Below are 23496 nucleotides of genomic sequence, written 5' to 3'. Positions count from 1 at the left end.
GGATGCGATTCAGAAAGGTGGCTGTCGACTACCTCTCTCGTTCACGCCAGCTGGGTGCCACTCTTGCGAGGGTGCGCGAGCGAGAATCTGGCATCGTGATGAACATGGGTAAGGCGAAGGGGAGGCGCTTCGACGAAGTTATCATCTTCGAATTGACGCCGAAGCTGGCAACAGGCGAGATCGTCGCCAGTCCTGATCGGATCATGCTTGGCAATTTTCACGACGGGCCGATGGATCCAGGTGCGTCAGAATTTCTTGGTCAGCGTCACCTGCGCCAAGGTCCGAACGATGGTGCCGAGGGATGACGTTTGCGCGATTTGCGTCGTTTCTCGTCGAATTTGCAAATTACCATGGTGGACACCATGTGGACACCAAGCCGGGAAAGCGAAAGGCCGCCTTGCGGCGGCCTTCTCACAAATAGCTGAAAGTTATCGGAGATTTTGGAGCGGGCGAAGGGATTCGAACCCTCGACCCCAACCTTGGCAAGGTTGGGGCGTGGGCATTGGCAAGTAGAGTTCCGACTCCCGTGTTGCGCCACGATCCGCCGACTTGGCGTATGAAGTGGGTTGCTCCGCCTTTGAATAGATCGTTGACGCTCGACATAATGTTCGCCAAGCAAATCACTTCTCATATCGAGTAAGTATGACCGTCTCCTGCGGTTTGCTCCAGAGCCTTCAAGCCAGACGAACTGCAAGTTGCCAACGATAAGATTGACACCGGGAGCTCGATCGAAACCTCGGATGGGGCAGCTCATCGGCCGATAGAGGGTCGATGGGGCTCGACAACCAGAGAGAGCGAATTATCTGACGCGCGTCGCGGCTGCGAAGGTCGGAGTTCGCCCATGACCGAGAACGAAAGTAAGCCGCAGGGCGGCGCTCTCGTCGGCAACAGCATGATTGTCGCCGCTGTGGTGATGACAGGCGCGACATTCTTCTATCGTGAAGCGCCGCTCCTGCCTTCGCGTCCGACATCGACTGAATCGGTCGTCCGTGAAGCCGGCCCGCAAGTGGATGCGAGGTTATGGCAAGACCCCTTCGCCGCGGTCGCGCAGGGGACAAAGGCGAATGCCGACGGCAAGCAGGACGCCTGCGACCGGAATGTCAATTCTGAACCACCGACCCTCCAAGGGACCATTCCAATCGCAGTGACGGTGTCTGGCGGGCCCAATTATGACGATGCGGAGTATCGCCGTCGGTTACGCTACGCCGTTTTCGCGGGTCTGGATCGAGCTGGGTTTCGGCCGACCGACCCTCGGCATCTGCACTATTTCATCCCCGCGGCGGCCAATGACATGAAGGGTTGCCGGCTGCTCCGCGTCATCCCCTACGAGCAGTTCGAGTCCAAGCCATTCCAGAGGCTCCAGAGCGCCGAAGGCTCATTCGATGCATCGGCGCGCAAGCGAGTCACGCTCCTGTGGTTGAACGAAGACGTGGTCGCCCGCGCGCCCTTCGACACGCTCGAAGCGCTTCGGACATCGGTCAAGATATCGCGAGACGAACAGCTCTTCATTATTGGACCCCAATCTTCTGACACGCTCGCCAAGATAGGCGACAGCGTTCGGGCCGCAGACGCCGGGCGCTTGCAGATCGTCTCCTACGGAGTGACCGCTGAAAAACGCGACGAAGAGGTCCCTCAGCCGAGAAATGTCATACTCCGTCGGGCGATCGCGTCGGACGACAAGCTCGCCGAGGTCGTCCTCGACGAATTGGACAGGCGGGGCGTTGCCCCCGGCGATCGCCAGCATGTCGCGCTCATCGCCGAATTGGACACGATCTACGGCCAGAGTCTGGCGGAAACATTCAAGCGTCGTCTCACGAAGGGAATTGGCGACCGCCGCGACTGCTGCCGCGAGCCCTTCGTGCACAGGCTCGGCTATTTGCGCGGATTGGACGGCGCCGGTCCGAAATCCGAGACTGGCGGCGAGCGCAAGGACGAAGGCGCGCCGTCGCATGCGAACGACAGAGACACGGCCAAGACGCAGATCGATCCTCGCGCCCTCGATCTGCCCTATGGGCAGAGCCAGTTCGATTATCTGCGCCGCATCGCCGACAAGCTGCGCAGGATAGACGACAGGCTACGCGAGCGGGGCAAGGAAGGCATAAGGGCGATCGGCGTGCTCGGAAGTGAGGCCTTCGACAAGCTACTCGTGCTTCGCGCGCTGAAGCCGACGTTCCCCAACGTGCAGTTTTTCACGACGGATTTCGACACGATCTTCACGACGAGAAGCGAGCTCGAATGGACGCGCAATCTCCTCGTCGCTTCCAGTCTCGGGCCGGAGCTCGACGAACGTCTTCAGGGCCAGATCGCGCCTTTTCGCAGCGTCTACCAGACTGCGGCCTTTTTAGCGGCGCAACTCGTCGTCGCGGAAGCGAAGGTCGAGGACATTTCGCGCGCTAAGGCCAATGCGCAGCGTGAAAGCGAGCATCGTCAGGAGCCGCGTAGCGTGGGCGAGCCCGCGAGCTCGAAGGGCCGCCAGGGCCGTGCAAACAAGTCTATTCCAGCGAGCACTGTTTCGACCGCGGGGCCGAGCGCCGCGACACTCGCGCTCGATCGCGGCTCGACAGTCTCTTTGGATTCGACAGTCCCGTTGGATCATGACGCGGGCCACATCGCGGACTGGTTTTCAGAAGCGCAGATTTTCGAAGTTGCGAGAACGGGCGACATCCTGCCGCTTCCGCGCCATAGGACCGATTATGAGACGAAGCGGGCTCCCTGCGACGGCGACCATCTCCTGTCCTGCGACAACATCCAGCCGGACGCGCAGCGGCTCTATCCCGCGATTGGAGTCCCGGCGCAGATCGGCTTGGCGATCCTGCTTGGATCGGCAGGAACCGCCATTCTCGTCTACGCCTATATCCGCCGCGAGCGATTTCGCAATTGGGGCAAGCCGGATCAATATTCAATCGACTTCGCTTGGCTCGGGACGCTGCTCATTTTGTGGGGCCTCGTCGCATTGTTCTGGGAGTCTTTCGCGCGCGCTGTGACGGAGGACGGCGCCGGCGAGCGAATCGCCTTCTTCCACGGCGTCAGCATTTGGCCTTCGGCATTGATCGCCTTCCTCGCCGTGCTTGCCTCCATTCGGCTGATCGCGCGCGCCGGCGCGGAGCTCGACGCCAATATCGACGAAATCGCGACGCATATGAGGCTGCCCGAACGCAAAACGCTGATCGAAGCCGAAGAGAAGAGGACAAAGCAGAATAGCGGCTGGATGAATTTCAAAAGAATATTTTTTTACCGTCTATCGGGATCGGAGGTGAAACAGGCGGATATGAAAAGCGATACGACGAAGACGAAGACACAGATCTGGGCTTGGACGCCATGGCTGGACTTCCTCCGCGCCTTCGTGACTTCTTACAAATCCGCAGGCGACACGGACGACGACAAAAAAGCGAAAGAGAAACTCGACGAGCCTTCGTATGAGGTAGAAAAGGCCTGGGAGACCTATGTGGTCCAGGGTCGTCGGAAGGCCCGACTTCTGCGCAGCGGCGTCGCCAGCGCCATTCTCACGCTCACCCTTTTCGTGCTGGTGACACTACTCGGCGCGCCGAGGCCCCCGATCCGCGGCGATCTCGCGAGAACTGCCTCCACGCTCGGCGGTCTCGCCGAGGCGTTCTTCATTTCTATGCTCATCTTTATTGTCTTCGACGCGACTTTTCTCTGTCTGAGCTTCATCTGGGAACTCGCGCGAGGCCGTACGCAGTGGCCGCAATCAACTGTCTCGCTGTATGAGAAAAAGCTGGGAAAATCGGTGGGTGAGGTTTCGAAGCCAAGCGAGGTCGGCAGCTCCACGCCGGACCGCATTCTGAACGATTGGATCGATCTCGTCTTTATCCAGCGGCGAACCGAATGCGTCAACGCGCTCGTCTATTATCCCTTCTTCGTGATCGCCATCGTGATACTCGCGCAGAGCGGCGTGTTTGCTCCTTATCCCGTCAGCGGCCTCGTCTTCGCGGCGGAGGCAGCCGGGCTCCTAGCCGTCTTCTGCTGCGTCTGGGCTTTTCGGCGCGCCGCCGAAAAGGCGCGCACGGAAACGCGCAATCACATTTCCGACGTCGACATCCGAACCAAGGGCGACGGCGGCAAGGGCGACGGCAGGACAAAGGACTGGTCGGCTCCCCAGCTCGACACGCTCCGCGAGCGCGTCGAACGCATGCGCGGCGGCGCCTTCAGTCCCGTGCTCGAACAGCCTGTCATCCGAGCGCTATCTCTTCCCTTGGCGAGCATAGGCGTTACGAATTTGATTCAGTTCAAGCTGCCTTTCGGCCCATAGCTCAAGGCGACCGCCGTGCTTATTCCATGCCGAGACCTGGAAACCGGGCATTCGTCATTTTGGGATTGTGTAGGCAGTATTCGCGCACGCAATAATTTAATGCCTGCGAGTCGAGCATATGCTCAAGGGCTTTCGATCAGTCGATCAGTCGATCAGTCGATCAGTCGATCAGTCGATCAGTCGATCAGTCGATCAGTCGATCAGTCGATCTGGCCTTCTGCCTGACCACTGTCCGCGGTCCATTCGCGGGTGACGATTTCAGTCGGAACCATCATCGTCATTGCGGCAATGCCGTTACCCCACTGAGACCGAGGCAAGAAAGGAGATGCTCGATGTCGCGAATTCCAAAGTCGCGGCGAGGGACATTGAAAGGAAAAGGGGCACGGAATTGAAGGCAGAATTTCGAGCGCGAAGCGAGTCCACCGCACCTCGTTCCCCGGGAGCGACGACGCAAGACGTTGTCGGCACGACCGCGACCGGAACCTATTTTATCGTCGATCCGATTTTTCTCGATTCCGCGAAGGCTGCGCCCTATCGGCGTCAATTAGGAGATCCACCTTATCGTCCGCTGCGAATCTTCGCTCTCGACCCCTCCGCAAGCCGACTGGACGGAGCGATCGCCACAATCAAATTGCCATACGAAAGGCTCTCGCCGGGGCCACGCAGTGGCATCCTCGAAGTGAAAGAGGACCTCGAGGATGCGAGCAGCGACCAGCTCGACCTCGATGACCCGAAGGCTCTAATCGGCAATGGACGAGATCCGTCGATAACGGACGTGCTCTTCCACCAGCAAATGGTCTATGCCGTTTGTGCTTCGACCTGGAACATGTTTCGTGAAGCGCTCGGCCGCGATCCGTCCTGGGGTTTTCACGCGCGGACAGGCGAATCCTGCGCCAGGCTCCGTATCCGCCCGCACGCCTTCAAAGAAGCGAACGCCTATTATCAACCGGGCGCCGGCGAATTATGTTTCGGCTACTATGACGCCACTGCTTCAGTGACCGGCCGAAATCTTCCTTTCGGCCGCATCTACACATGCCTCTCCCATGACATCATCGTTCACGAAACGACGCATGCACTGCTCGATGGGCTGCGGCGACATTTTCTCTTGCCTACGCATTCCGACGTTGCCGCTTTTCACGAGGGCTTTGCCGATCTGGTCGCCATATTCGCGCGCTTCTCCTATCCGGATATCGTGCTCGCCGCGATCGAGCGATCCGAGGGCGATGCGCTGCGTGATTCGTTGCTTCTCTCTATCGCGGCGCAGTTCGGACAGACAACGGGTCAGAACGGGCCGCTACGAAGCGCGATTAACGCGGAGGGCTTCCGGACCGGCAACGAAAATGTACGTCCCAAATCGTATGCAGAGGCAGGCGACGAACCGCATGCTCTCGGTTCGGTCCTCGTCTCCGCGGTGTTCGAAGCATTCGAGACTGTTTTCCGGCGTAGGACCGAAGCGTATCGGCGCTTGTCGAAGCGTTCCGCGAGCGTCGGCGAAGATCCGGAATTCTGCAATCTGATGGCGCAGGAAGCGAGCCGATCGGCGCGCCAGTTCTTCTCGATTTGTGTTCGGGCCATAGACTATTGCCCGCCCGTCGATTTGCGCTTCGGCGAGTTTCTGCGCGCCATGATCACGGCGGATTTCGATCTGGTACCCGACGATCCTTTGGCCTATCGCGAAGCATTGATCGACGCCTTCGCCCGGCGTGGCGTCTATCCCGACGATGTACCCGGCCTTTCGGAGGACGCGCTGCTCTGGCGACCGCCGCAAAAAAGCCTCGCGCCAATCTTCGAGCTTCACTTTGGCAATCTGAGATTCGCCGGTGACCCTGGCCGCGCCGCAGACGCTGTCGAGCTCCGCCGCCAAGCAGAGGCTCTCGGCGCCTATGTCATGAGGCCGGACATCGCGTCAGAGTTCGGTTGCGCCATCCCGGGTGATCCCGATCTACGCGGCGATCGGGTCGATCCTGCCGAAGTGTGCTCTGTTCGGTCGCTTCGACGCGTTGGACCTGACCAATCCGTCGTCTTCGATATCGTTGCGGAAATTGTGCAGCGCCGATGGTTGTCGGCACCAGGACAAGCGCCGATCGAATTTCTCGGTGGCGCGACGGCGATCATAGGGCCCGATGGCCACGTCCGCTACGTGATTCGAAAACGCCTTACCGACAACGTGCGTGCGAGGGCGCATCGTGAGCGGGCGGACGAGAAGGAGAATTGGACGTTGCAAGGCGGCAGGCGCCGCCTGCGACGCGCATCTTTGCGCGAGATGCATCAGCGTTCGGGCCGGCGCGGCTCTGAAATCGGCTGAGGCAATGGAAGGAATAGAGATGGGAAACAAAGAAAAGGACATGTTCCGAGCGCTCGTCGAGATCGCACGTATCGCGGACAATGCATCGGGCCATTTCGATCGAAACCGGCCCGGAGGCGATCATTGCGCCGATCATAATCGTGACAAGAGCGACTCGCCCGCGGATTTGGGCTGCACGCCCAAGATGCTTCCGGAGCGGGTTCGGCTCGAGGCGGCCAAGACAGCAATGCGGATCAATCCGGTGAACGGTTTGAACATGGCCGCCATGGCCTCGTTGGGATCGGCAGTCGACGTCATCCAACCTGAACATTTGACGCTTCTGACCACGAAATACTGGGGGCCGCAGCCGCGGCGCTTGACCGTTAGTTTTATGGAGCCGACGGAGCCAGATCTGCGCAAGCGTATCATCGACCATATGAATGCTTGGACCCAATACGGCTGCATCTCCTTCGTGGAGACGCGCGGTGTCGGCCATGTGCGCGTATCGCGCGGAGGTGGCGGATATTGGTCCTATCTCGGGACCGACATCATGCACATTCCGCAAGATAGGCAGACGATGAACCTGCAAGGATTCACGATGCAAACGCCGGAGAGCGAGTACCGACGCGTCATCCGTCACGAGACCGGCCATACGATGGGCTTTCCGCATGAACATATGCGTAAGGAGCTCGTCTCGGCGATCGATCCGCAGAAAGCCTACGACTATTTCTTGCGGACGCAGGGTTGGGATCGCAGCATGGTGAACCGGCAAGTGCTGACATCGCTCGATGAGAATTCCATCATGGGTACGCCGGCAGATCAAGATTCGATCATGTGCTACCAGCTTCCGGGATCGATCACGCGGGACGGGGGGCCAATTCGCGGCGGTATCGATATCAATGCGACCGACGCCTCCTTCTGCGCGCGAATCTATCCGCGAGCCCGCGCGGCGACCGAATCCCCGCCGAGCCGGCGCGGAGACGAAAATGACGTCCACGACGCTCACGCTCTCTCCCTGAGCGGAGATTGGAGTCCGGAAGAAGATGTGCATCCAGACGAATCGTTCTTCGATTGAACTCCCTCGACAATCACTGTGTCGGTAGCGACGCCAATGGCCCGTCTGATTGACGTCTCGGCGCTTCAGCCCATGCCTGCTGCCATTGCTCTAAGAAAGGGAGACCTGCTGATCGTACGTGCGACCGGCGGCTGTGTCGTCGAGGGAAGCGCCTTCATGGAGCAACTCGGCGCTTTCGCCGCTGCCGCTCTCGCGCCGGACGGAAGAGTTCTGGACGCCATGGGCAGTCCGGACGCCGTGGCTTTCCTCGCGCGCGACGTCGGAGGGGCGAAACTGAAGCTGATGCGCGGAGATCCTTGGCGCGGCGAGTCGGAGGCGGCAACCATGTTGGTGATGGTCACAGATTGATAGCAACTGCGCCGTTCGTGCCAAAGCCGCAGCGTGAAGCTGATCACGGTCTACTCGAAAATATCCGATCCTTCTGCGCTTCAGTTTCGCTCGTGGCCAGGACTTGGTCTCAACGGTTGCCAAAGGGGGCGAATTGGGCAATTCTTAGGTCAAATTTCTTGGAAGCCAGCAAACTTAGATCATCTCATTCGTCGGCACGTCATTAATGATGATTTGGCATGGAATTACGACGTGATTGCTACAAATCCCCCTGCGCTTGGTGCCCAAATTGAAATCACCCTGGAAGGTCGCTCGGACGGGGAGCGTTCTAAGACCGCGCCTGCGCGCTTTCTTGTCGTTCCCGACGAAGGCGGGGGCGCGCCTGTCGACATCTTGACGGCGCTGATTACCGGTGCGGCGACGCAGCTGGTCGTTGGCGAAGCACAACAACCAAAGGGTTAAAGAGTGAGCGAGATGCTATTGGTGCGCACTTATCACGGTGTCAGCGTCTAAATTTCGGATTGCGTTACCATCGATAATTACCGCTTATCGGTGGTGAACGGACGTCCCCGATAGCGCAGCAGCAATCGAAGTCGAAATGGCGTTTGCGGCGTGACGCAGAGGATCGGCGTCGAGATGCGCGTATCGGTTCGTGGTCGCGGGTTGAGAGTGACCGAGGAGTTTCCCGACGATCGGTAACCCCAACGAGGCGCCTGCTCCTACGCTGGCGAAGGAATGGCGCAGATCATAGAGTCGCACACCTTCGAGCTTCGCGTAACGCCGAACCGCCACCCATGGTCGGTTCAGATCCGCGCGCGGCTTTTCGAGGCTGCGACCAGCGATCACGAAAGGGCACTTTTCGACGCGTGGAAGTTCGCTGAGCACTCGGAGTGCCGGTCCGCCGAGAATGACTGTCTTACGTCCCGTCTTGCTGTCGGGAAGAAACAGTGCGCCGCGTTCGAAGTCGACGTGACCCCACTCGAGGTTCAAGACCTCGCGCGGGCGCATGCCTGTAAGAATGAGAAGGCGGATTGCCGCCACGGCGAACGGATCGAAAATGCTGCGACGGTTTTCGGGCTTTACCCCGTGCTTCGACTGTGGCTCCTCTTCTATCCAAGGAATGCCTTCGGTTTCGGCGCACTGCAGCGCTTTGCCGAGGCGTCCCATTTCCTCGCTCGACAGGTAGCGTTCCCATCGCCTTTCCGGGAATCGCTCCAGTCTGGTCGCGGGGTTCTTGCCGAACTCTGTTTCTTCTCGCCGCGCGGCCCAGCCCCAAATCGCCGAAATGACGGAGACGGCCGCATTCGCCTGCCGCGGTGTGGCGCCGAGATTAGAATGAAGGCGTGCGACGTCGGCACGGCCGATTTCGACGATCCGCTTGGCGCCGAGTTCTGGCAGGACGTATTTGTCGAGCAGACAACGATAGGATTCCGCCGTTCTTGGCTTTCGCTTGGTGAGAACGTGTTGGGCCATGAAGTCTTCGGCGACCTGACGAAAAGTACGAACGGCGCGCGCTGCACGCCGATCGGCGACAGGATCGGCTCCGGCCTCGATTGCGCCCAGGAGGTTCAGCGCCTGTGCGCGCGCCTGTTCGGCCGTGGTGGGACCAAAGACGCCGATCTTGACTTTCTGCGAGCGGCCGTTGCGTTTGCATTGCACGACGAAGGTTTTGCGGCCCGACGGAAGAACGACGACGCCGAAGCCCCGCAGGGCGTCGTCCCAGAGGACGTCCATCGATTTTCCGACGGGACACGCGAGCCGGTCGACGTTCGTTTTGTTGATTCTGCCTTTCGCCACGGGATCCTCCGACAGGCCGGGAAGGGCGTTTTCGACGTCGGATTTTAGAAGCCAATTAGAAGCCGATCAAATCCGAGCCGAGGGTATCCCAGCGAACGATGGCGTATCTCAAACGGCATAACCCATTGAAATATCGCGTGTGGTGCGACGGTGGCGTAGACAGGCGCAATCGATTTTCGCTCTTTGTAATCAGTAGGTCGCGGGTTCGAATCCTGCAACCGGCGCGCCAATTAAACATATGAAAAACAAGCGTTATTTCGTGTGTGCGACCCGGCAAAATTCGGCGCGTGAATTCAAGTCACCACATTGTCACCAATTTCAGCCCCGGAGCCATCCAAGCTCGCCAAGGTTGGGGGCGCCCTCGACACTGACTGGATGGCGCAGGCGAGCGGCGCAGGAGCGCGACGGATGCGCCTCTGAAGTCGCAGTCCAAGCCCGTGCGCGTGCGCGGCCGAAACGCTGGCGACGCCGAGCGTCGAGCATCAACGACGCATCACGCAGGTCGCCAGCGTTCTCCCTTGGCAGGGGGAACGCGAAGGCGCCAACCACCCCCTCTATCATACCGTCGACACCGTCTCAGAGCCGCCGACGTCCAACGTAGCCTCGGTCATTGCGCTTCCAGGGCAAGGGCGATGCCTTGCCCGCCGCCAATGCAGAGTGTGACGACACCACGCCTGAGGCCGTCCCGCCGCATCGAATAGAGAAGGCGCGTGACGAGGATTGCGCCGGTCGCCCCGATCGGATGGCCGTGCGCGATGGCTCCTCCCTCCACATTCACGAGGTCCAGAGGTATCGCAAGTTCGGCGGCGACAGCGAGAGGCACGGCGGCGAATGCTTCGTTGATCTCGAAGCGTTCCACATCCCCCAGCTTCCAACCCGCACGGTCCAGCGCCTTTCGGACGGCGGGCACAGGACCGATGCCGAATAGGCCCGGCTCGACCGCAGCCACAGCCGAGGCCACGAGCCGGCCCATGGGCGCGATCCCATTCGCCTCCGCGAATCCGCGTTCGGCGACGACCATGGCCGCGGCGCCGCTGTTCAGACCCGGCGCATTGCCGGCCGTAATGGTTCCACCGTCTCTGAACGCTGGCCGAAGCTTCGCGAGTATCTCGATCGTGGTGTCTGGACGTGGAGCTTCGTCGACAGCGAACCGCACGCTTCCCTTCCGACCGAGCGCCTCGATGGGCGCGATCTCGTCCGTAAAGAGACCGGCCTCCCGCGCGCGGGAGAACGCCTGCTGCGAGCGGACGGCGAATGCGTCCTGCTGTTCCCGCGTCAGTCCCGCGCGGGCGACGAGATCTTCGGTGTGCCAGCCGGAATGTTTGCCGGAGAATGCATCCTCGAGGCCGTCTGTCACGGCGCTGTCGAAGATCTCGGCCGTCCCCATCCGGTAGCCCCAACGGCCGTTGCCGAGAAGATACGGCGCGCGGTCCATGCTCTCCAGTCCGCCCGCGATCGCAACATCGAGCTCGCCGGCGACGATCTCCGTGGCGGCTGTAGCGATGGCTTGGGCGCCAGACCCGCAGACACGGTTTACGGTCATTGCGGGAACGTTCACTGGCAGCCCGCCGCCGATCGCAGCCTGCCGAGCCGGGTTCATGCGGTTGCCGGCCTGGATGACATTGCCCATAATCACGCCGCCGACGCGGGCCGGGTCGAGACCCGAACGACGCAACGTCTCCGCGACGACCGTCGAGCCGAGTGTCGTCGCCGCCACCTCCTTGAGAACACCGCCGAAGGCTCCGATTGCCGTCCGGACAGGGCTGCAGATGACGATCTCGCGCGTTTTCATAGTGTGTCTCCGTGTTGACGTACGTGATGCCATGCCACTTCACAGATCAGGCCCGTGACCACGACGTTTGAATGAGCGCGGCCGCGCTTTTTCGCGTGCAGTCAGCTGCGCGCGTGGCGACTTATGGATCGTGACGTGACGCAGGCTTTCCCGGCGGCGCTTCAGGAAAACAGCGCTCGCAATAAAAACAGCACTCGGAAGATCGCCGGCGAAACCAAACGTCGCTTCCGTTGCTCGATCGCCTTGATGATCGCAGCTGCGGCCTGATCCGTCGTCAGCGGCGGAATGGCCTTCGAAGCATGTTCTCGGCTTCCGGGATTATGCTCCCAATAGCTGCTCTCCACGAGTCCGAGCACGACGAGGCTGACGAACACGCCTTTCGCTTCGACTTCCGTGCGCAGGGCATCCGAAAAGCCCTTCAACGCTTGGCGTGCGGCAATGTAAGCGGCTGCATTCGGCCACACCATATAAGACGCCGGAGAGGTCACGTTGACGATATGGCCGTTCCCCGCCACCAACAATCGTGGAAGGAAGACTCTCGTCACGTCGAACGCGGCGAGATAAGGAAGCTCGATCATCTGTCGAGCTTCTTGCGGAGTAGTTTCGACAGTCGGGAGCCAGCGGCCGGAGCCGGCATTATTGATGATAATATCGGGCGCTCCGGCCTTTTCGAGCACTTGGTCTCCCATGCGAGATATTTCATCGGAGCTCGAGAGATCGCACGTTATGGCGAGCGCGCTGCCTCCCGCCGCTTCGATCTCTCGCGCCAATTGCGCCAGCTTGTCGCCCGAACGCGCGACCAGGATGACGCGCGCTCCTTTGCGGGCGAGCGCACGTGCGGTCGCGGCGCCGATGCCGCTCGAGGCGCCAGTCACGAGCGCGAGTTTTCCTGCGATTTCCATCGTCATGGCTCCTTGTCGATCGGCTCGAGATGAGCGGCCTCATCGCATTGAGCGGGTCATTACGTTGGCGCTGCTTTGGAGCTACGCTTTCGAACCCACCTCCAAGCTCACGTCACGAGTGACGGCTGATCGAGAATCCGAGGCCGCATGTTCATTTTCGATCGTCGGACTCGCGCCCGCAGGCGTCACTTTGAACCAGATCGCGTAGAGCGCCGGGAGGAAGAGCAGGATCAGGACAGTGCCGACAGCCGTCCCTCCGATCAGCGTATAGGCCATGGAGCCCCAGAACACCGAGTGGGTCAGCGGAATGAAAGCGAGGACGGCGGCGAGCGCCGTCAAGATCACTGGGCGCGCGCGTTGGACAGTCGCCTCGATAACCGCGTGATAGGCATCCAAGCCCTCGGCCTCATTGGTCTGAATCTGACCGATCAGAATTAAGGTGTTGCGCATCAGAATGCCGGAGAGGCCGATCAGTCCCAAGATTGCATTGAAGCCGAAGGGCTGCCCGAACAGCAGCAGGATCGGAACCGTGCCGAGCAATCCGAGAGGCGCCGTCAGAAACACCATTCCCATCGCCGGCAAGGACCGGACTTGAAGGACGATGACGAACAGCGTGAAGAGAATCATGATCGGGAAGATCGGAACCAACGCCGAATTGGCCTTGTTCGATTCCTCGGCGTTGCCGCCCATCTCGATCCGATATTGATCGGGAAGGCGCGCGATGATCGGCGCCAGCGCCGTCTGGATTTCAGCCGAGACTTGCGGCGGCTGAAGCGCCTCGTCGATGTCGCATTGAACCGTGATCGTCGGCGTCCGATCCCGCCGTCTCAAAATCGGCTCTTCCGGGCGAATCTCGACGTGGCCGATCTGGCTCAGCGGAATCGGATTCCCGCTCTTGCCCGTGAGTGTGAGGTCGCCGATCTTGACCGGATCGAGACGCTCCGGCCCCGCGCTGCGCCCCGCCACGTCGACGATTCGAATATCCTCGCGCACCTGCGTGGCGGTGACGCCGGTGAGCAGAAACTGCAGCTGCTCAGCCACGTCGACGGAGGTGAGGCCGATCAGCTGGAGGCGATCCTGATCCAGGACGAAGTGAACTGTCGGCGCCCGCTCGCCCCAGTCCTGATTGACTTGGCGCGTGTTCGGATTGGCGCGCATCACCGCCATCACCTCATCGGCGATGGCGCGCACCTTGGTCGTGTCCGGTCCCATGACGCGAAACGAGACTGGAAAATGCGTGTAGGGGCCGAACACCAATTGCGCCACGCGAATGCGAGCCTCGGGCGCGAGACCTTCGGCGACGCGTTCGCGAAAGCGTATTTTGAGGCGGTCGCGGGCCTCTGCATCCGGCGTCAGGACGATCAGCTTCGCGAAGGACGCGTCGGGGAGCTCGGGACTATAGGAGAAGAAGAAACGCGGCGCGCCCTGACCGATATAGGTCGTGACGATTTTCGTTTCGGGCTGCTGCTTCAGCCAAGTCTCCAGCTTCGCGGCGGCGGCGCTGGTCGTCTCTATGCTCGAGCCTTCCGGCATCTGGACTTCGGCCAGAACTTCCGGTCGATCCGAGGTCGGGAAGAATTGTTGCTTGACGACGCCCATTCCTGCGCCCGCGAGGACGAATAGTCCGATCACGATCCCCGCGACCTTGAATTTCTGATCCACCGCCAATGTTATGAAGCGTCGAAGCTTCTGATAATTCGGCGTTGCGTAGATCGCATGGTGTCCGCCTTCGATCGGCTTGATTTCGGGAAGCAGCTTCACGCCCAAATAAGGGGTGAAGACTACCGCGACGATCCACGACGTGATCAGCGCGAAGCCGACGATCCAGAAAATATTGCCGGCATATTCGCCCGCCGTCGAGCGCGCGAATCCGACAGGCGTGAAGCCGATGATGGTCACGAGCGTGCCCGACAGCATCGGCGCGGCGGTATTGCTCCAGGCATAGGCCGCCGCTTTGATGCGGTCGAAGCCTTCTTCCAGCTTCACCACCATGATCTCAATGGCGATGATCGCGTCGTCGACGAGCAGACCGAGCGAGATGATCAAGGCGCCGAGCGTGACGCGATCGAACACGCGATCCGTGACCAGCATGATGACGAGAACCGCCGCGAGAGTGAGCGGAACTGCGGCCGCGACCACGATGCCGACGCGCCAACCGAGACTGACCAGGCTCACGACGAGGACGACGCCGAGAGCGACAAAGAATTTGAGCATGAACTCGTCGACCGACTCCGCGATGTTGACGGCCTGATCGCTGACCTTGGTGAAGGAGAGCCCGGCTGGCAGTTCCTGCGCGATCTTGGCCTCCTCCGCATCCAGCGCCTTTCCCAGCTCGAGGCCGTTCACCCCTTCCTTCATGACGAGGCTGAGCGCCATGGCCGGCTCGCCATTGTGACGGATCAGATAGGTCGCTGGATCCTCATAGCCGCGTGTGACCTCCGCGATGTCGGACAGCTTCAGCACACGGCCGCCGCTGACCAGAGGCGTGTCGGCGATCTTTTGCAGGCTGTCGAAAGCGCCGTCGATGCGAATGAAGACCTGCGGCCCGTTGGCGTCGATCGATCCGGCGGGAGTGACCGCGTTCTGACGCCGGAGCGCATCGATGATTTCGCGCGGCGCGATGCCGAGCGTCGCGAGTCGCTCATAGGAGAAGTTGACGAATATTCGCTCCGGGCGCTCGCCGAGAATGTCGACTTTCTTGACGCCGGCCACATGCAGCAAGCGCTGGCGCAACGCTTCGGCCTCTCGCGTGAGCTCGCGCGGCTGCATGCCGCGGGCTTTCACGGCATATACCGCGAAGCTCACATCGGAATATTCGTCGTTCACGAATGGACCGAGCGCGCCGGCAGGCAGCTTGTGCGCCTCGTCGCCGAGCTTCTTTCGCGCCTGATAAAACTCCTCCTGAACGAGTGACGGCGGAGTCTTGTCCTGCAGCGTCAGTGTCATGAAAGCGAGGCCCGGGCGCGTGAAGGTCTCGACGCGATCATACCAGCGCAATTCTTGCAGCCGCTTCTCGAGCGGCTCGGCGACGAGATTCTGCATCTCCTCGGCCGTCGCCCCAGGCCAGGCGGCGGTTACGATCAGCGACTTGATCGTGAAGGCCGGATCTTCCGCGCGGCCGAGCCGGCTGAAGGCGAAGACGCCCGCCGCGCTGACGGCGATCAGAAGAAAGAGCGTGATCGCCCGTTCGCGAACCGCCAGGGCGGAGAGATTGAAGCCGCTCATTTCGCCGCCTTCTCGTTCCGAGCCTGTCCTGCTTCCACGCGCTCGCCATTGGTGCGAACACGCTCGCCTTCGTGCAGAAGATGGGCGCCGAGCGCCACGACCTGCTCGCCGGCGACGACTCCCTTCTCGAGAATTGCTCTTTCCGCGCCGAGGCGCGCGATCTGGACCGGACGGAACGAAACCGTGTCGCCGTTCACAATCCAAACGCCGGGTCCATCGCCTTTGTCGAAGATCGCTCCGAGCGGCACCGAGGTCGCCGAAGCCGCATCGTCCTTGGCGAGGTAGACGGTGACTGTCGCGCCGAGCGGCGCTTGCTGCGCCGCGCCTTCCAGCACGTAGCGGGCTTCGAAGGTCCGGGTCTGTGGATCTGCGGCGTCCGAGAGCTGCCTCAGATGCGCGACGGCGCCGGCCTGACTCCCGTATACGGTCGCCCGCGCCGTCGATCCGATCGAAGGTCGTATCGTCTCAGGCAGATTGACGGCCGCTTCGCGCGGCCCGGAGTGTGCGAGCTTCACGACGATCTGGCCCGCGGAAACGACTTGGCCGGGCTCGGCGAGCGTCTCGACCACGACGCCGTCGGCGTCCGCGAGAAGAGTGGAATATTCGAGCTCGTCCTTCGCGACTTTCAGCTGCGCTTCTGCTGCGTCCAATTGGGCGCGGTTGGCGTCCGCTGCTGCTTTTGCCTGATCGTAGGCCGATTTGGACACTGCGCCGGAGCCGACCAGCTTGCGATAGCGCGCTTCGTCTGCCGCCGCCTGAGCGTAACGGGCCTTCGCAGCGGTGACATCGCCGGCTCGAACGGTGATCGCGTGCTGATAATCGATCGAATCGATACGCATGACAGGCTGGCGAGCTCGCACTTTCTGGCCCGTGTCGACCAGACGCTCGATGACCTTGCCTCCGACTCGGAAGCCGAGATTGCTCTGCACGCGCGCGGCGACGACGCCTGTGAAGGCCCGCTCTGGCGCGCTGGCGCGCTCTACGGTCGCGACTCGGACAAGCTGTTGCTTGCTTCTCGGGTCTTGTTCGGATTTGCCGCAGGCTGCGAGGCTCAAGGCGGCGATAAGAGCTGTCGCGGCGACAGTCGATTTTTCAAATCGGGGCATGTTCGGGGTCCCAAGCCAAGCTCAGAACCCAAATTAGAAACTGGTGACGATATTGTCAATCAGTCACTCATCACAGAACGCAAGCTAGGGGGCAAGGCTCCGCAGCACCAAATTAGCCATGACGGCCGCACGCTCCTCGAGATCATCGAGGTGCCGCTCGAGAAGACGCGGACTCCAGCACAGCTCCATCGTCTGGAGAATGGCGCGACATGTCTCCTCTATGGGCGTCTTGCGCTCGAACTCGCCCTTCTCGCGCCCTTCCGCGACGAGCTCGCGGATGAGCCCCAGCATCGCTTCCTCGTAGTCGGAGATCGGCCGCCACGCTTCCGAGCAGGCCGTGATCACGATTTCGTGGAGCTTTCGCTCATTGAAGAAAAGCGCCGCGCTTTCGCGCGTGAGGCGCTGGTATATAGCGCGAAGCCTTTCGGCGGCCGACTTCTTTTGAACTACGATCTTCTGCAGCTCGGCGATGATTCTTCCCAGAGCGGCTGCGCTGACCGCTTCGCCGATCGCCTGCTTCGATTCGAAAAATTTGTAGATATAGGCGGTCGACAGGCCGATCGCTCTGGCGAGGTCCGCCACCGTCGTCTTGTTATAGCCGTAACGCCGGAAATGCTCGTTCGCCGCGTTCACGATCTGCTCGCGCCGCTCATGTTCAGCCGGCCCGCGGCGCCCCGGAGGCGAATCGGAAGTAACTTTTGGGTCGCTCTTTTTTGTCATGGAGCCACCATATGCCAAAATCGTGCGCTCAAATCCAACTCGGCTCGCGGGAGGAGCGATTCGAGGATGAGGGGTCTGGCGATCAGCGTCCATTCTGACCTCCTATTCGGATGGGACTTGTCGATCCTCGGCCAGGCGGCGCGATGGCGTTGAACCCGGCCACTCCAGCCGTTCGACCGAGTGATAGCTCGCATGCGTCACATCTTACGCGTCGAGTTATGAATTGACAATATCGTCACTCATAACCTATTTCTGAGCCGGGGAGCTGAAGCGACAGCGGTCGCGGCTCCCGAGGCGGCGCAGCGTCGCTTTTGCCCGATATGAAGAGGCCCGGCCGATGACATTCGCCTCCACTCCGAAATCTCCGCTCGCGCGAGATCACAAAGCGCTCGCTCTGGCGGCGGCACTCTTCGGCGTGAGCGTTTCGGGATGCGCAGTCGGTCCCGACTATGTGGCCCCGACGATATCGCTCGCGGATTTTCACAGCGTCGGCGCCCTTCCGGCGCGTCGGGACGAGTCTCCGCCGCTGGAGCGATGGTGGACGGGATTTGACGATCCGACGCTGACACGCATCATTCGACGCGCCCTGGACCAAAATCTCGATCTGGCGGCGTCGCTCGCGCGCGTCGAGCAGGCCCGCGCCGCCGCGCGGGAAGCCGGCGCCAAGCTTTTGCCGACCACGGACGCGACCGCGCAGGCGGTGAAAATCCGCCAGTCGCTCGAAAGTCCGGTCGGCGCGATCGGAAGAAACCTGCCCGGCTACGATCCGAACCAGGCTTTGTTCGATCTCGGAATCAGCTCGAGCTGGGAAATCGACGTCTTCGGCGGCTTGCGTCGCGGCGCCGAGGCGGCCAGCGCCGAGGCCGAAGCCGCGGAGGCGGCTCGCCTAGGGACGCGCGTCTCGGTGGCGGCGGACGCCGGCGACGCCTATTTTCAGATACGCGGAGATCAGGCGCAAATCGCTGCGACGGAAGGGCAGATCGCAACCGACGCGCATCTGCTCGACCTCGTTCGACAACGTTCCTCCCTCGGCCTCGCATCGGCGCGGGAAACGGCGCAAGCCGAAGCGCTTCTCTATCAGGCGCGCAGCGCGCTTCCGCCGTTGCGCGTCGATCTGGAGGCGCAGCTCAATCGCCTCGACGTTCTCATGGGCGCGCAACCCGGGACCTATGCGGCGGAGCTGAGAGCGCCTGCGAGCATACCAGCGGTTTCTCGCGTTTTCGGAGGCGATAAGCCGATAGACGTCTTACGCCGCCGGCCGGACGTCATCGCCGCGGAATGGCGTCTCGCATCGTCCAATGCGCGCATCGGCGAAGCGATCTCCGGCTACTATCCGAAGATTTCCGTCTCCGGGCTGCTCGGCTTCGAAAGCATGAATGTTTCGCACCTCTTCAGATCCGCGACATTCCAGCCCCAGGCGGTCGCGGGCTTGCGCTGGCGGCTGTTCGATTTCGGCAAGATCGACGCCGAGGTGGCGCAGGCCGAAGGCGCGCATGCCGAGGCGCTCGCCAGCTATCGGCAGTCGATCCTGCGCGCGGCCGAAGACGTCGAGAACGCATTCACCGCCTTCGCGCAGTCCAAGGCGCAATCGCAAGAGCTGGAGGCGGAGATATCGGCTACGAAGCGAGCCCTCACTCTCGCGCAAAGCGCCTACCGCGCCGGCGGAATACCGCTCACCGACGCGCTCGACGCCAATCGGCAATTGCTGGTCGCCAGAAGCGCGTTCGCTCGCAGTCGTGCAGACACCGCGAGGGCCGCTGTCCGCGTGTTCCGAGCATTGGGTGGAACGCCCGACTCCGCACCGTGAACGATCACGGTGGAGTTGACGATAGACAGGCTCCGTGGCGTCCGGCGCGCATCCACGGTCGACGAGGGGATCATAATGGATCAAATCACGCCGACGTTGGAGAGGCTCTCGTCGGGCTCTCCTTCGCGAGGCCGCGATAGACGCTGGGCGCATGTCCCGTCCACTTCTTGAAGGCCTTGCGGAAGCTCGTCGCATCTGCGAAGCCCACGCGTTCGGCGACTTCGTCGATCTGCAGCCTCGTGTTCTCCAAATACTCGGCGGCGATCGATCGACGCAGATCGTCGATGATTTCCTGATATGACACGCCGCTCTCCGAGAGCCGCCGATGCAGGGTGCGCAAAGAAAGGCCCAACTTGTCCGCGATCTCCCGCGCGGGCGGAAATTGCTGCGAGCTGTTGAGGCAGACGACGCGGATCTGCCGCGCCAAATCGGCGCCGCCGGTCGTCTCGGCCAACACCCGATCGCAGAATTGCTGGCAGACTTGGGCGGTGATCGGATTGGCGTTCGGGCAGGCTCGATCGAGGACGGCGGGGTCGAAATGCCACTCCATGGTCTCGCCGCCGAACTCGACCGGGCAATCGAACATTCGCTCGTAGAGCCGCCAATATTGCGGGCGCGGGAAGGTGAAAATCATGCGCTTGGTCGGAAAGTGCGTCCCCAGCACGTGGCTGAACAGCGATGTCATCGAGCTGCGCCAGAACTCGGCGGCGAAGGGCAGCAGGTCGCCGAGCGCCTCCACGCCGTGACTACGCAGAATGGCGGTGTTGTTCTCGATGCTGAAGCTGATCTGCCTCACGGTTGGCCCAGCCATGGTGACATGTTTGATCGAGAGCAGCAGCGCCTGGCCGAAGGTCGCGCTGCTGACCATGGCGTAACCGTAGATGCCATAGTCGCTCAGCCGCTGCCGCGCGCCGGCGAGCAGGGCGACTTCCGGTCGCGTCGCCAATCGGCGGGCGTTGGAGTAAATGGCCAGCCGCTGGCGGTGCGACATGCGCGCTCTGGGATCCTCCAACTGGCAAGGCTGGATACCGGTCCGCGCGAAAAGGTTTTCAACGGAGACGCCCTGTGCGCCCAATTCTGCGGCGAGCGCGCTCAACCCCAGGAGGCTTTGCGTTGGAGCGTCGTGGTCGTCTGGCAGTGGATTCACGATCTTGATGGCCTTCAACGATCCCCTCTCCCAGGAGCATTGGCACGATTTGACCACCTCTTCTGCCACGACGCAATGGATGATCGTGCGGCGATCAGAGACCAGGCCGGACAGGATAATTCGGAGCCGCTGTAAAGTCTCCCAGCACCGCCCACTGGCACGTTCGAACGCCTAGATTGGCATAGTTCGACGTTACTGACGACGGCGCGAACGCCTAAGCTCCTCGACGACACGGACGAGCAAGCGCAGCAAGGGGCCGTGGCTCGATCACAACCGCGGAGAGACGCATGGCTTACGAAACGGTGAACCCAGCGTCGGGAGCGCGTTTGAAGTCCTTCGACGATATCTCCGAGGCGGCGCTCGAATCGGCCGTCGCCACTGCTCAATGGGCCTATACGACGGACTGGCGCGATCGCCCTGTCGGGAAACGCGCTCAAGTTCTTTCCAAAGCGGCCGCGCTGATGTGGGAGCGCGAAAATGAGTATGCCGGCTACGTGACCCTCGAGATGGGCAAGCTCTCGGGAGAGGCCCATGCCGAGGTTCAGCTTTCCGCGGCGATCCTCGATTACTACGCCAGCCACGCCGAGGAATTCTCGAAGCCCAGGACCTTGTCCGGCTTCCCCGACAGCGTGCTCGAGACCCGGCCGATCGGAGCGATCCTGGCGATCGAGCCATGGAATTTCCCCTACTACCAGGTGGCTCGCGTGGTCGGCCCGCAACTTGCCGCGGGCAATGTCGTGCTGCTCAAGCACGCCGAAAGCGTGCCGCAATGCGCGCTGGCCTTCGAGCGGCTGATGCGCGACGCCGGAGCGCCTTCAGGCGTCTTCACCAACCTTTTCGCCAGCATCGAGCAGATCGGGCGCCTGATCGACGACCCCCGCATCGTCGGGGTGACCGTCACCGGTAGCGAGCGCGCCGGCGCCGCCGTGGCCGAGCGGGCTGGACGCAATCTGAAAAAGGTTGTCGCCGAGCTGGGCGGCAGCGACCCACTCATCGTCCTCGAGGATGCGCCGCTCGAGTCCACGGTCGAAAGCGCAATCTTCGGCCGGATGTTCAACATGGGCCAGAGCTGCGTGTCGTCCAAGCGCATCATCGTAGTCGGCCGGGCGCGAGGACAGGCGTTCCAGAACGCCTTTGTCAAAGGCATGGCGGGACTGAAAGTCGGCGAGCCGACCGCGGAAGACACTGGGCTCGGGCCGATGTCTTCTGAACGGGCGTTGAACCTTCTGCTGGACCAGATCAGCGCCGCCAAGATGGGCGGCGCGACAGTGGTGGCCGGCGGCGCACGTATCGACCGGCCGGGCTTTTATCTGCAGGCGACGGTCCTGACTGACATAACCTCGGAAAATCCGGTTTATTCGCAGGAGTTGTTCGGTCCCTGCGTCCCTTTTTGTCGTCGACACCGAGGAGGAGGCGATCGCCCTCGCCAACGCCACCCCGTTCGGTCTCGGCGGCTCGGTCTTCGCCGGCGATACAGCGCGCGGCCGCGCGGTCGCCGATCGGATCGAGAGTGGAATGGTCTTTGTGAACCAGCCGGCATGGACGGCCCCGGAGCTGCCGTTCGGCGGCGTCAAGCGCTCGGGCTACGGCCGCGAGCTGTCGGAGTTGGGTTTCGGCGAGTTTGTCAATCGCAAGCTGGTCACTGTCGTTCAGGCTGGCTCCCCGCCCTGGGGACCGGTCCAATCCGGCTGACGCCTGCTCGGAGGATGCAGAGCGCAGCCGATAACATCGAGGGAGGAAGCACAATGCCGCTATGGAAGGTTTACACTCCGGTCGGGGCCTACTCGGACGCCGACAAGGCGGAGTTCGTGACGAAGATCACCGAAGCGTACGGCACGGTTCCCATTCCAGCGTTTTATGTCGTGGTCATCTTCGAGGAGGTGGCGGCGAACAACATTTTCGTCGGCGGTAAGCCGCATCCGAAGTTCGTGCGATTCAAAATCGACCAGATGGCCCGAACGGCGAATGGCGCTGTTGTGAGAAGCTGGTGGGTTCACACCATCGATAGCTTTATCGCCCCTTGGGTCAAGGATCGCGGATTCGACTGGGAGGTCACGGTGGATGAGCTTCCAGCCGACCTCTGGTCGATTCAAGGCCAGATTCCGCCTCCTTTCGAGTCCGTAGCGGAGAAGCGCTGGATCGCGGAAAACAAGGTCAGCCCATACTCCGGTCACGAGACGATTCCGGCCAGTGGGAAGATTTGGAACGCCGGCGTCGTCGGCTCCTGAATGGCCGGCTTCGAGTCGATGTGAGATACAAGGGGCCGGCCGCTTCCCCTGCAGCCGGCCTTTGTTTTCGGCTCAGAAGCCGCACACCTTGCGCTCGAGATCTCCGACATCCGCACGGCATACGGCATGAAGGTGCAAGCCGCATCTTCGAGGCAGGATTTTTCCATCGCGCAGACGGCCCTATGAGCGGCCGAGCGCCCATCCGTGACGAAGATTTTCAAGTTGGCGGAGAAAGTCGTTATCTCCATGCATTTGATGAACAGATCGTTCACGGCGGCTAAGCGCATTGTCTCGCGGTCATCAGCGACCTGCGAGGCTCGATGCAAGATCAACGTGCGCGACGGGCTGACTGGGGAGCCCGACATTCGCGTGACTGCGGATTCCAAGGTGTGGTTGGGCTATCTCGCGAAAGAGAAAAGTCTGGCATGGGCGCTCATCGGCAGGAAGATACGTATCTCTGGCAACCCGAAGCTGCTTTTGGCGTTTGGCAAATGTTTCCCTTCGCCGAGCATCAAGCACAAGCATGTCGAAGTGCTCCCAGAGACCTCCTTGCTGCGACCTTCGATCAAACCTTATGAGAAGAACGATCGGATAATCGGCAAGGTCCGGTGGCATGGCGAGCTGGCGCTGAAGGAAGTCCTGCAGGTCACTCACAACGTCAAGACTTTTCGCTTCGTCGATCCCCGAGGGGGAGAGATACCGTTCCGCCATGTCGCCGGGCAGTTTTTGACGCTCGACATAGAGCTGGCCCCGCTTCTCTGGACAACTCCCCGCGGATTTTAAGTGGATCTCTGCCGAGGTTTGCTGAACGCGGGG

Annotated in this window: 16 protein-coding genes and 1 tRNA gene; 9 read left to right on the top strand and 8 right to left on the bottom strand. The window is 61.5% G+C overall.

Annotation, left to right across the window (positions count from 1 at the left end):
* Positions 1-17: 17 nt before the first annotated feature.
* Positions 18-305, top strand: a complete 288-nt coding sequence (locus ACT53T_RS03175; RefSeq protein WP_476160023.1) for a hypothetical protein — start codon at positions 18-20, stop codon at positions 303-305.
* 136 nt (positions 306-441) lie between these two features.
* Here the strand turns inward: ACT53T_RS03175 and ACT53T_RS03170 are convergent.
* Positions 442-545 (bottom strand) — tRNA-Gly (locus ACT53T_RS03170).
* Between the two features lie 296 nt (positions 546-841).
* On the opposite strand from ACT53T_RS03170, the gene ACT53T_RS03165 reads away from it, so the two are divergent.
* The 5 genes from ACT53T_RS03165 (at position 842) to ACT53T_RS03145 (ending at position 8418) form a co-directional block, all read left to right on the top strand.
* A complete protein-coding gene (locus ACT53T_RS03165; protein ID WP_476160021.1) occupies positions 842-4270 on the top strand; it encodes a hypothetical protein in 3429 nt (1142 codons plus the stop codon).
* Between the two features lie 325 nt (positions 4271-4595).
* Positions 4596-6575 carry a hypothetical protein gene (locus ACT53T_RS03160; protein ID WP_476160020.1) on the top strand — a complete coding sequence of 660 codons (1980 nt, stop codon included), beginning with the start codon at positions 4596-4598 and terminating at the stop codon, positions 6573-6575.
* Between the two features lie 19 nt (positions 6576-6594).
* Entirely contained in the window at positions 6595-7629 is a 1035-nt protein-coding gene (locus tag ACT53T_RS03155) for a M12 family metallopeptidase (protein ID WP_476160019.1), read from the top strand.
* A 36-nt stretch (positions 7630-7665) separates the two neighbouring features.
* Positions 7666-7977 (top strand): hypothetical protein, encoded by a 312-nt coding sequence (locus tag ACT53T_RS03150; RefSeq protein ID WP_476160017.1) that lies wholly within the window; start codon positions 7666-7668, stop codon positions 7975-7977.
* A 33-nt stretch (positions 7978-8010) separates the two neighbouring features.
* Positions 8011-8418 carry a hypothetical protein gene (locus ACT53T_RS03145; RefSeq protein ID WP_476160016.1) on the top strand — a complete coding sequence of 136 codons (408 nt, stop codon included), beginning with the start codon at positions 8011-8013 and terminating at the stop codon, positions 8416-8418.
* An 84-nt stretch (positions 8419-8502) separates the two neighbouring features.
* Here ACT53T_RS03145 and ACT53T_RS03140 read toward each other — a convergent pair whose 3' ends face one another.
* From ACT53T_RS03140 to ACT53T_RS03115, 6 genes are all read right to left on the bottom strand, one after another.
* Positions 8503-9753 (bottom strand): tyrosine-type recombinase/integrase, encoded by a 1251-nt coding sequence (locus ACT53T_RS03140; RefSeq protein WP_476160015.1) that lies wholly within the window; start codon positions 9751-9753, stop codon positions 8503-8505.
* Between the two features lie 607 nt (positions 9754-10360).
* Positions 10361-11545 (bottom strand): thiolase family protein, encoded by a 1185-nt coding sequence (locus ACT53T_RS03135; protein ID WP_476160013.1) that lies wholly within the window; start codon positions 11543-11545, stop codon positions 10361-10363.
* Between the two features lie 161 nt (positions 11546-11706).
* The gene (locus ACT53T_RS03130) at positions 11707-12447 is read right to left on the bottom strand and encodes an SDR family NAD(P)-dependent oxidoreductase (RefSeq protein WP_476160048.1); all 741 of its coding nucleotides are present in this window, start codon (positions 12445-12447) and stop codon (positions 11707-11709) included.
* Positions 12448-12528: 81 nt separating this feature from the next.
* Positions 12529-15672, bottom strand: a complete 3144-nt coding sequence (locus ACT53T_RS03125) for an efflux RND transporter permease subunit (RefSeq protein WP_476160011.1) — start codon at positions 15670-15672, stop codon at positions 12529-12531.
* Positions 15669-16778: an efflux RND transporter periplasmic adaptor subunit gene (locus tag ACT53T_RS03120; RefSeq protein ID WP_476160010.1), complete on the bottom strand. Its 1110-nt coding sequence runs from the start codon at positions 16776-16778 to the stop codon at positions 15669-15671. Before ACT53T_RS03120 ends, ACT53T_RS03125 begins: the two co-directional genes overlap by 4 nt.
* Positions 16779-16862: 84 nt before the next feature.
* On the bottom strand, positions 16863-17591 hold the full coding sequence (locus ACT53T_RS03115) for a TetR/AcrR family transcriptional regulator (protein ID WP_476160008.1): 729 nt from the start codon (positions 17589-17591) through the stop codon (positions 16863-16865).
* A gap of 244 nt (positions 17592-17835) precedes the next feature.
* Between ACT53T_RS03115 and ACT53T_RS03110 the strand changes: the two genes are divergently transcribed.
* Positions 17836-19305, top strand: a complete 1470-nt coding sequence (locus ACT53T_RS03110) for an efflux transporter outer membrane subunit (protein ID WP_476160007.1) — start codon at positions 17836-17838, stop codon at positions 19303-19305.
* Positions 19306-19390: 85 nt separating this feature from the next.
* On the opposite strand, the gene ACT53T_RS03105 is transcribed toward ACT53T_RS03110, so the two are convergent.
* Positions 19391-20452 carry an AraC family transcriptional regulator gene (locus ACT53T_RS03105; RefSeq protein ID WP_476160046.1) on the bottom strand — a complete coding sequence of 354 codons (1062 nt, stop codon included), beginning with the start codon at positions 20450-20452 and terminating at the stop codon, positions 19391-19393.
* Between the two features lie 287 nt (positions 20453-20739).
* On the opposite strand from ACT53T_RS03105, the gene ACT53T_RS03100 reads away from it, so the two are divergent.
* Positions 20740-22680 (top strand): aldehyde dehydrogenase family protein, encoded by a 1941-nt coding sequence (locus ACT53T_RS03100; RefSeq protein ID WP_476160006.1) that lies wholly within the window; start codon positions 20740-20742, stop codon positions 22678-22680.
* 204 nt (positions 22681-22884) lie between these two features.
* A complete protein-coding gene (locus tag ACT53T_RS03095; protein WP_476160005.1) occupies positions 22885-23463 on the top strand; it encodes a hypothetical protein in 579 nt (192 codons plus the stop codon).
* Positions 23464-23496: the final 33 nt, after the last annotated feature.

Source organism: Methylosinus sp. DMC45, from assembly GCF_056313885.1.
Note: the sequence above shows the minus strand (reverse complement) of the source record. Positions and strands in the feature narration are given on the sequence as shown.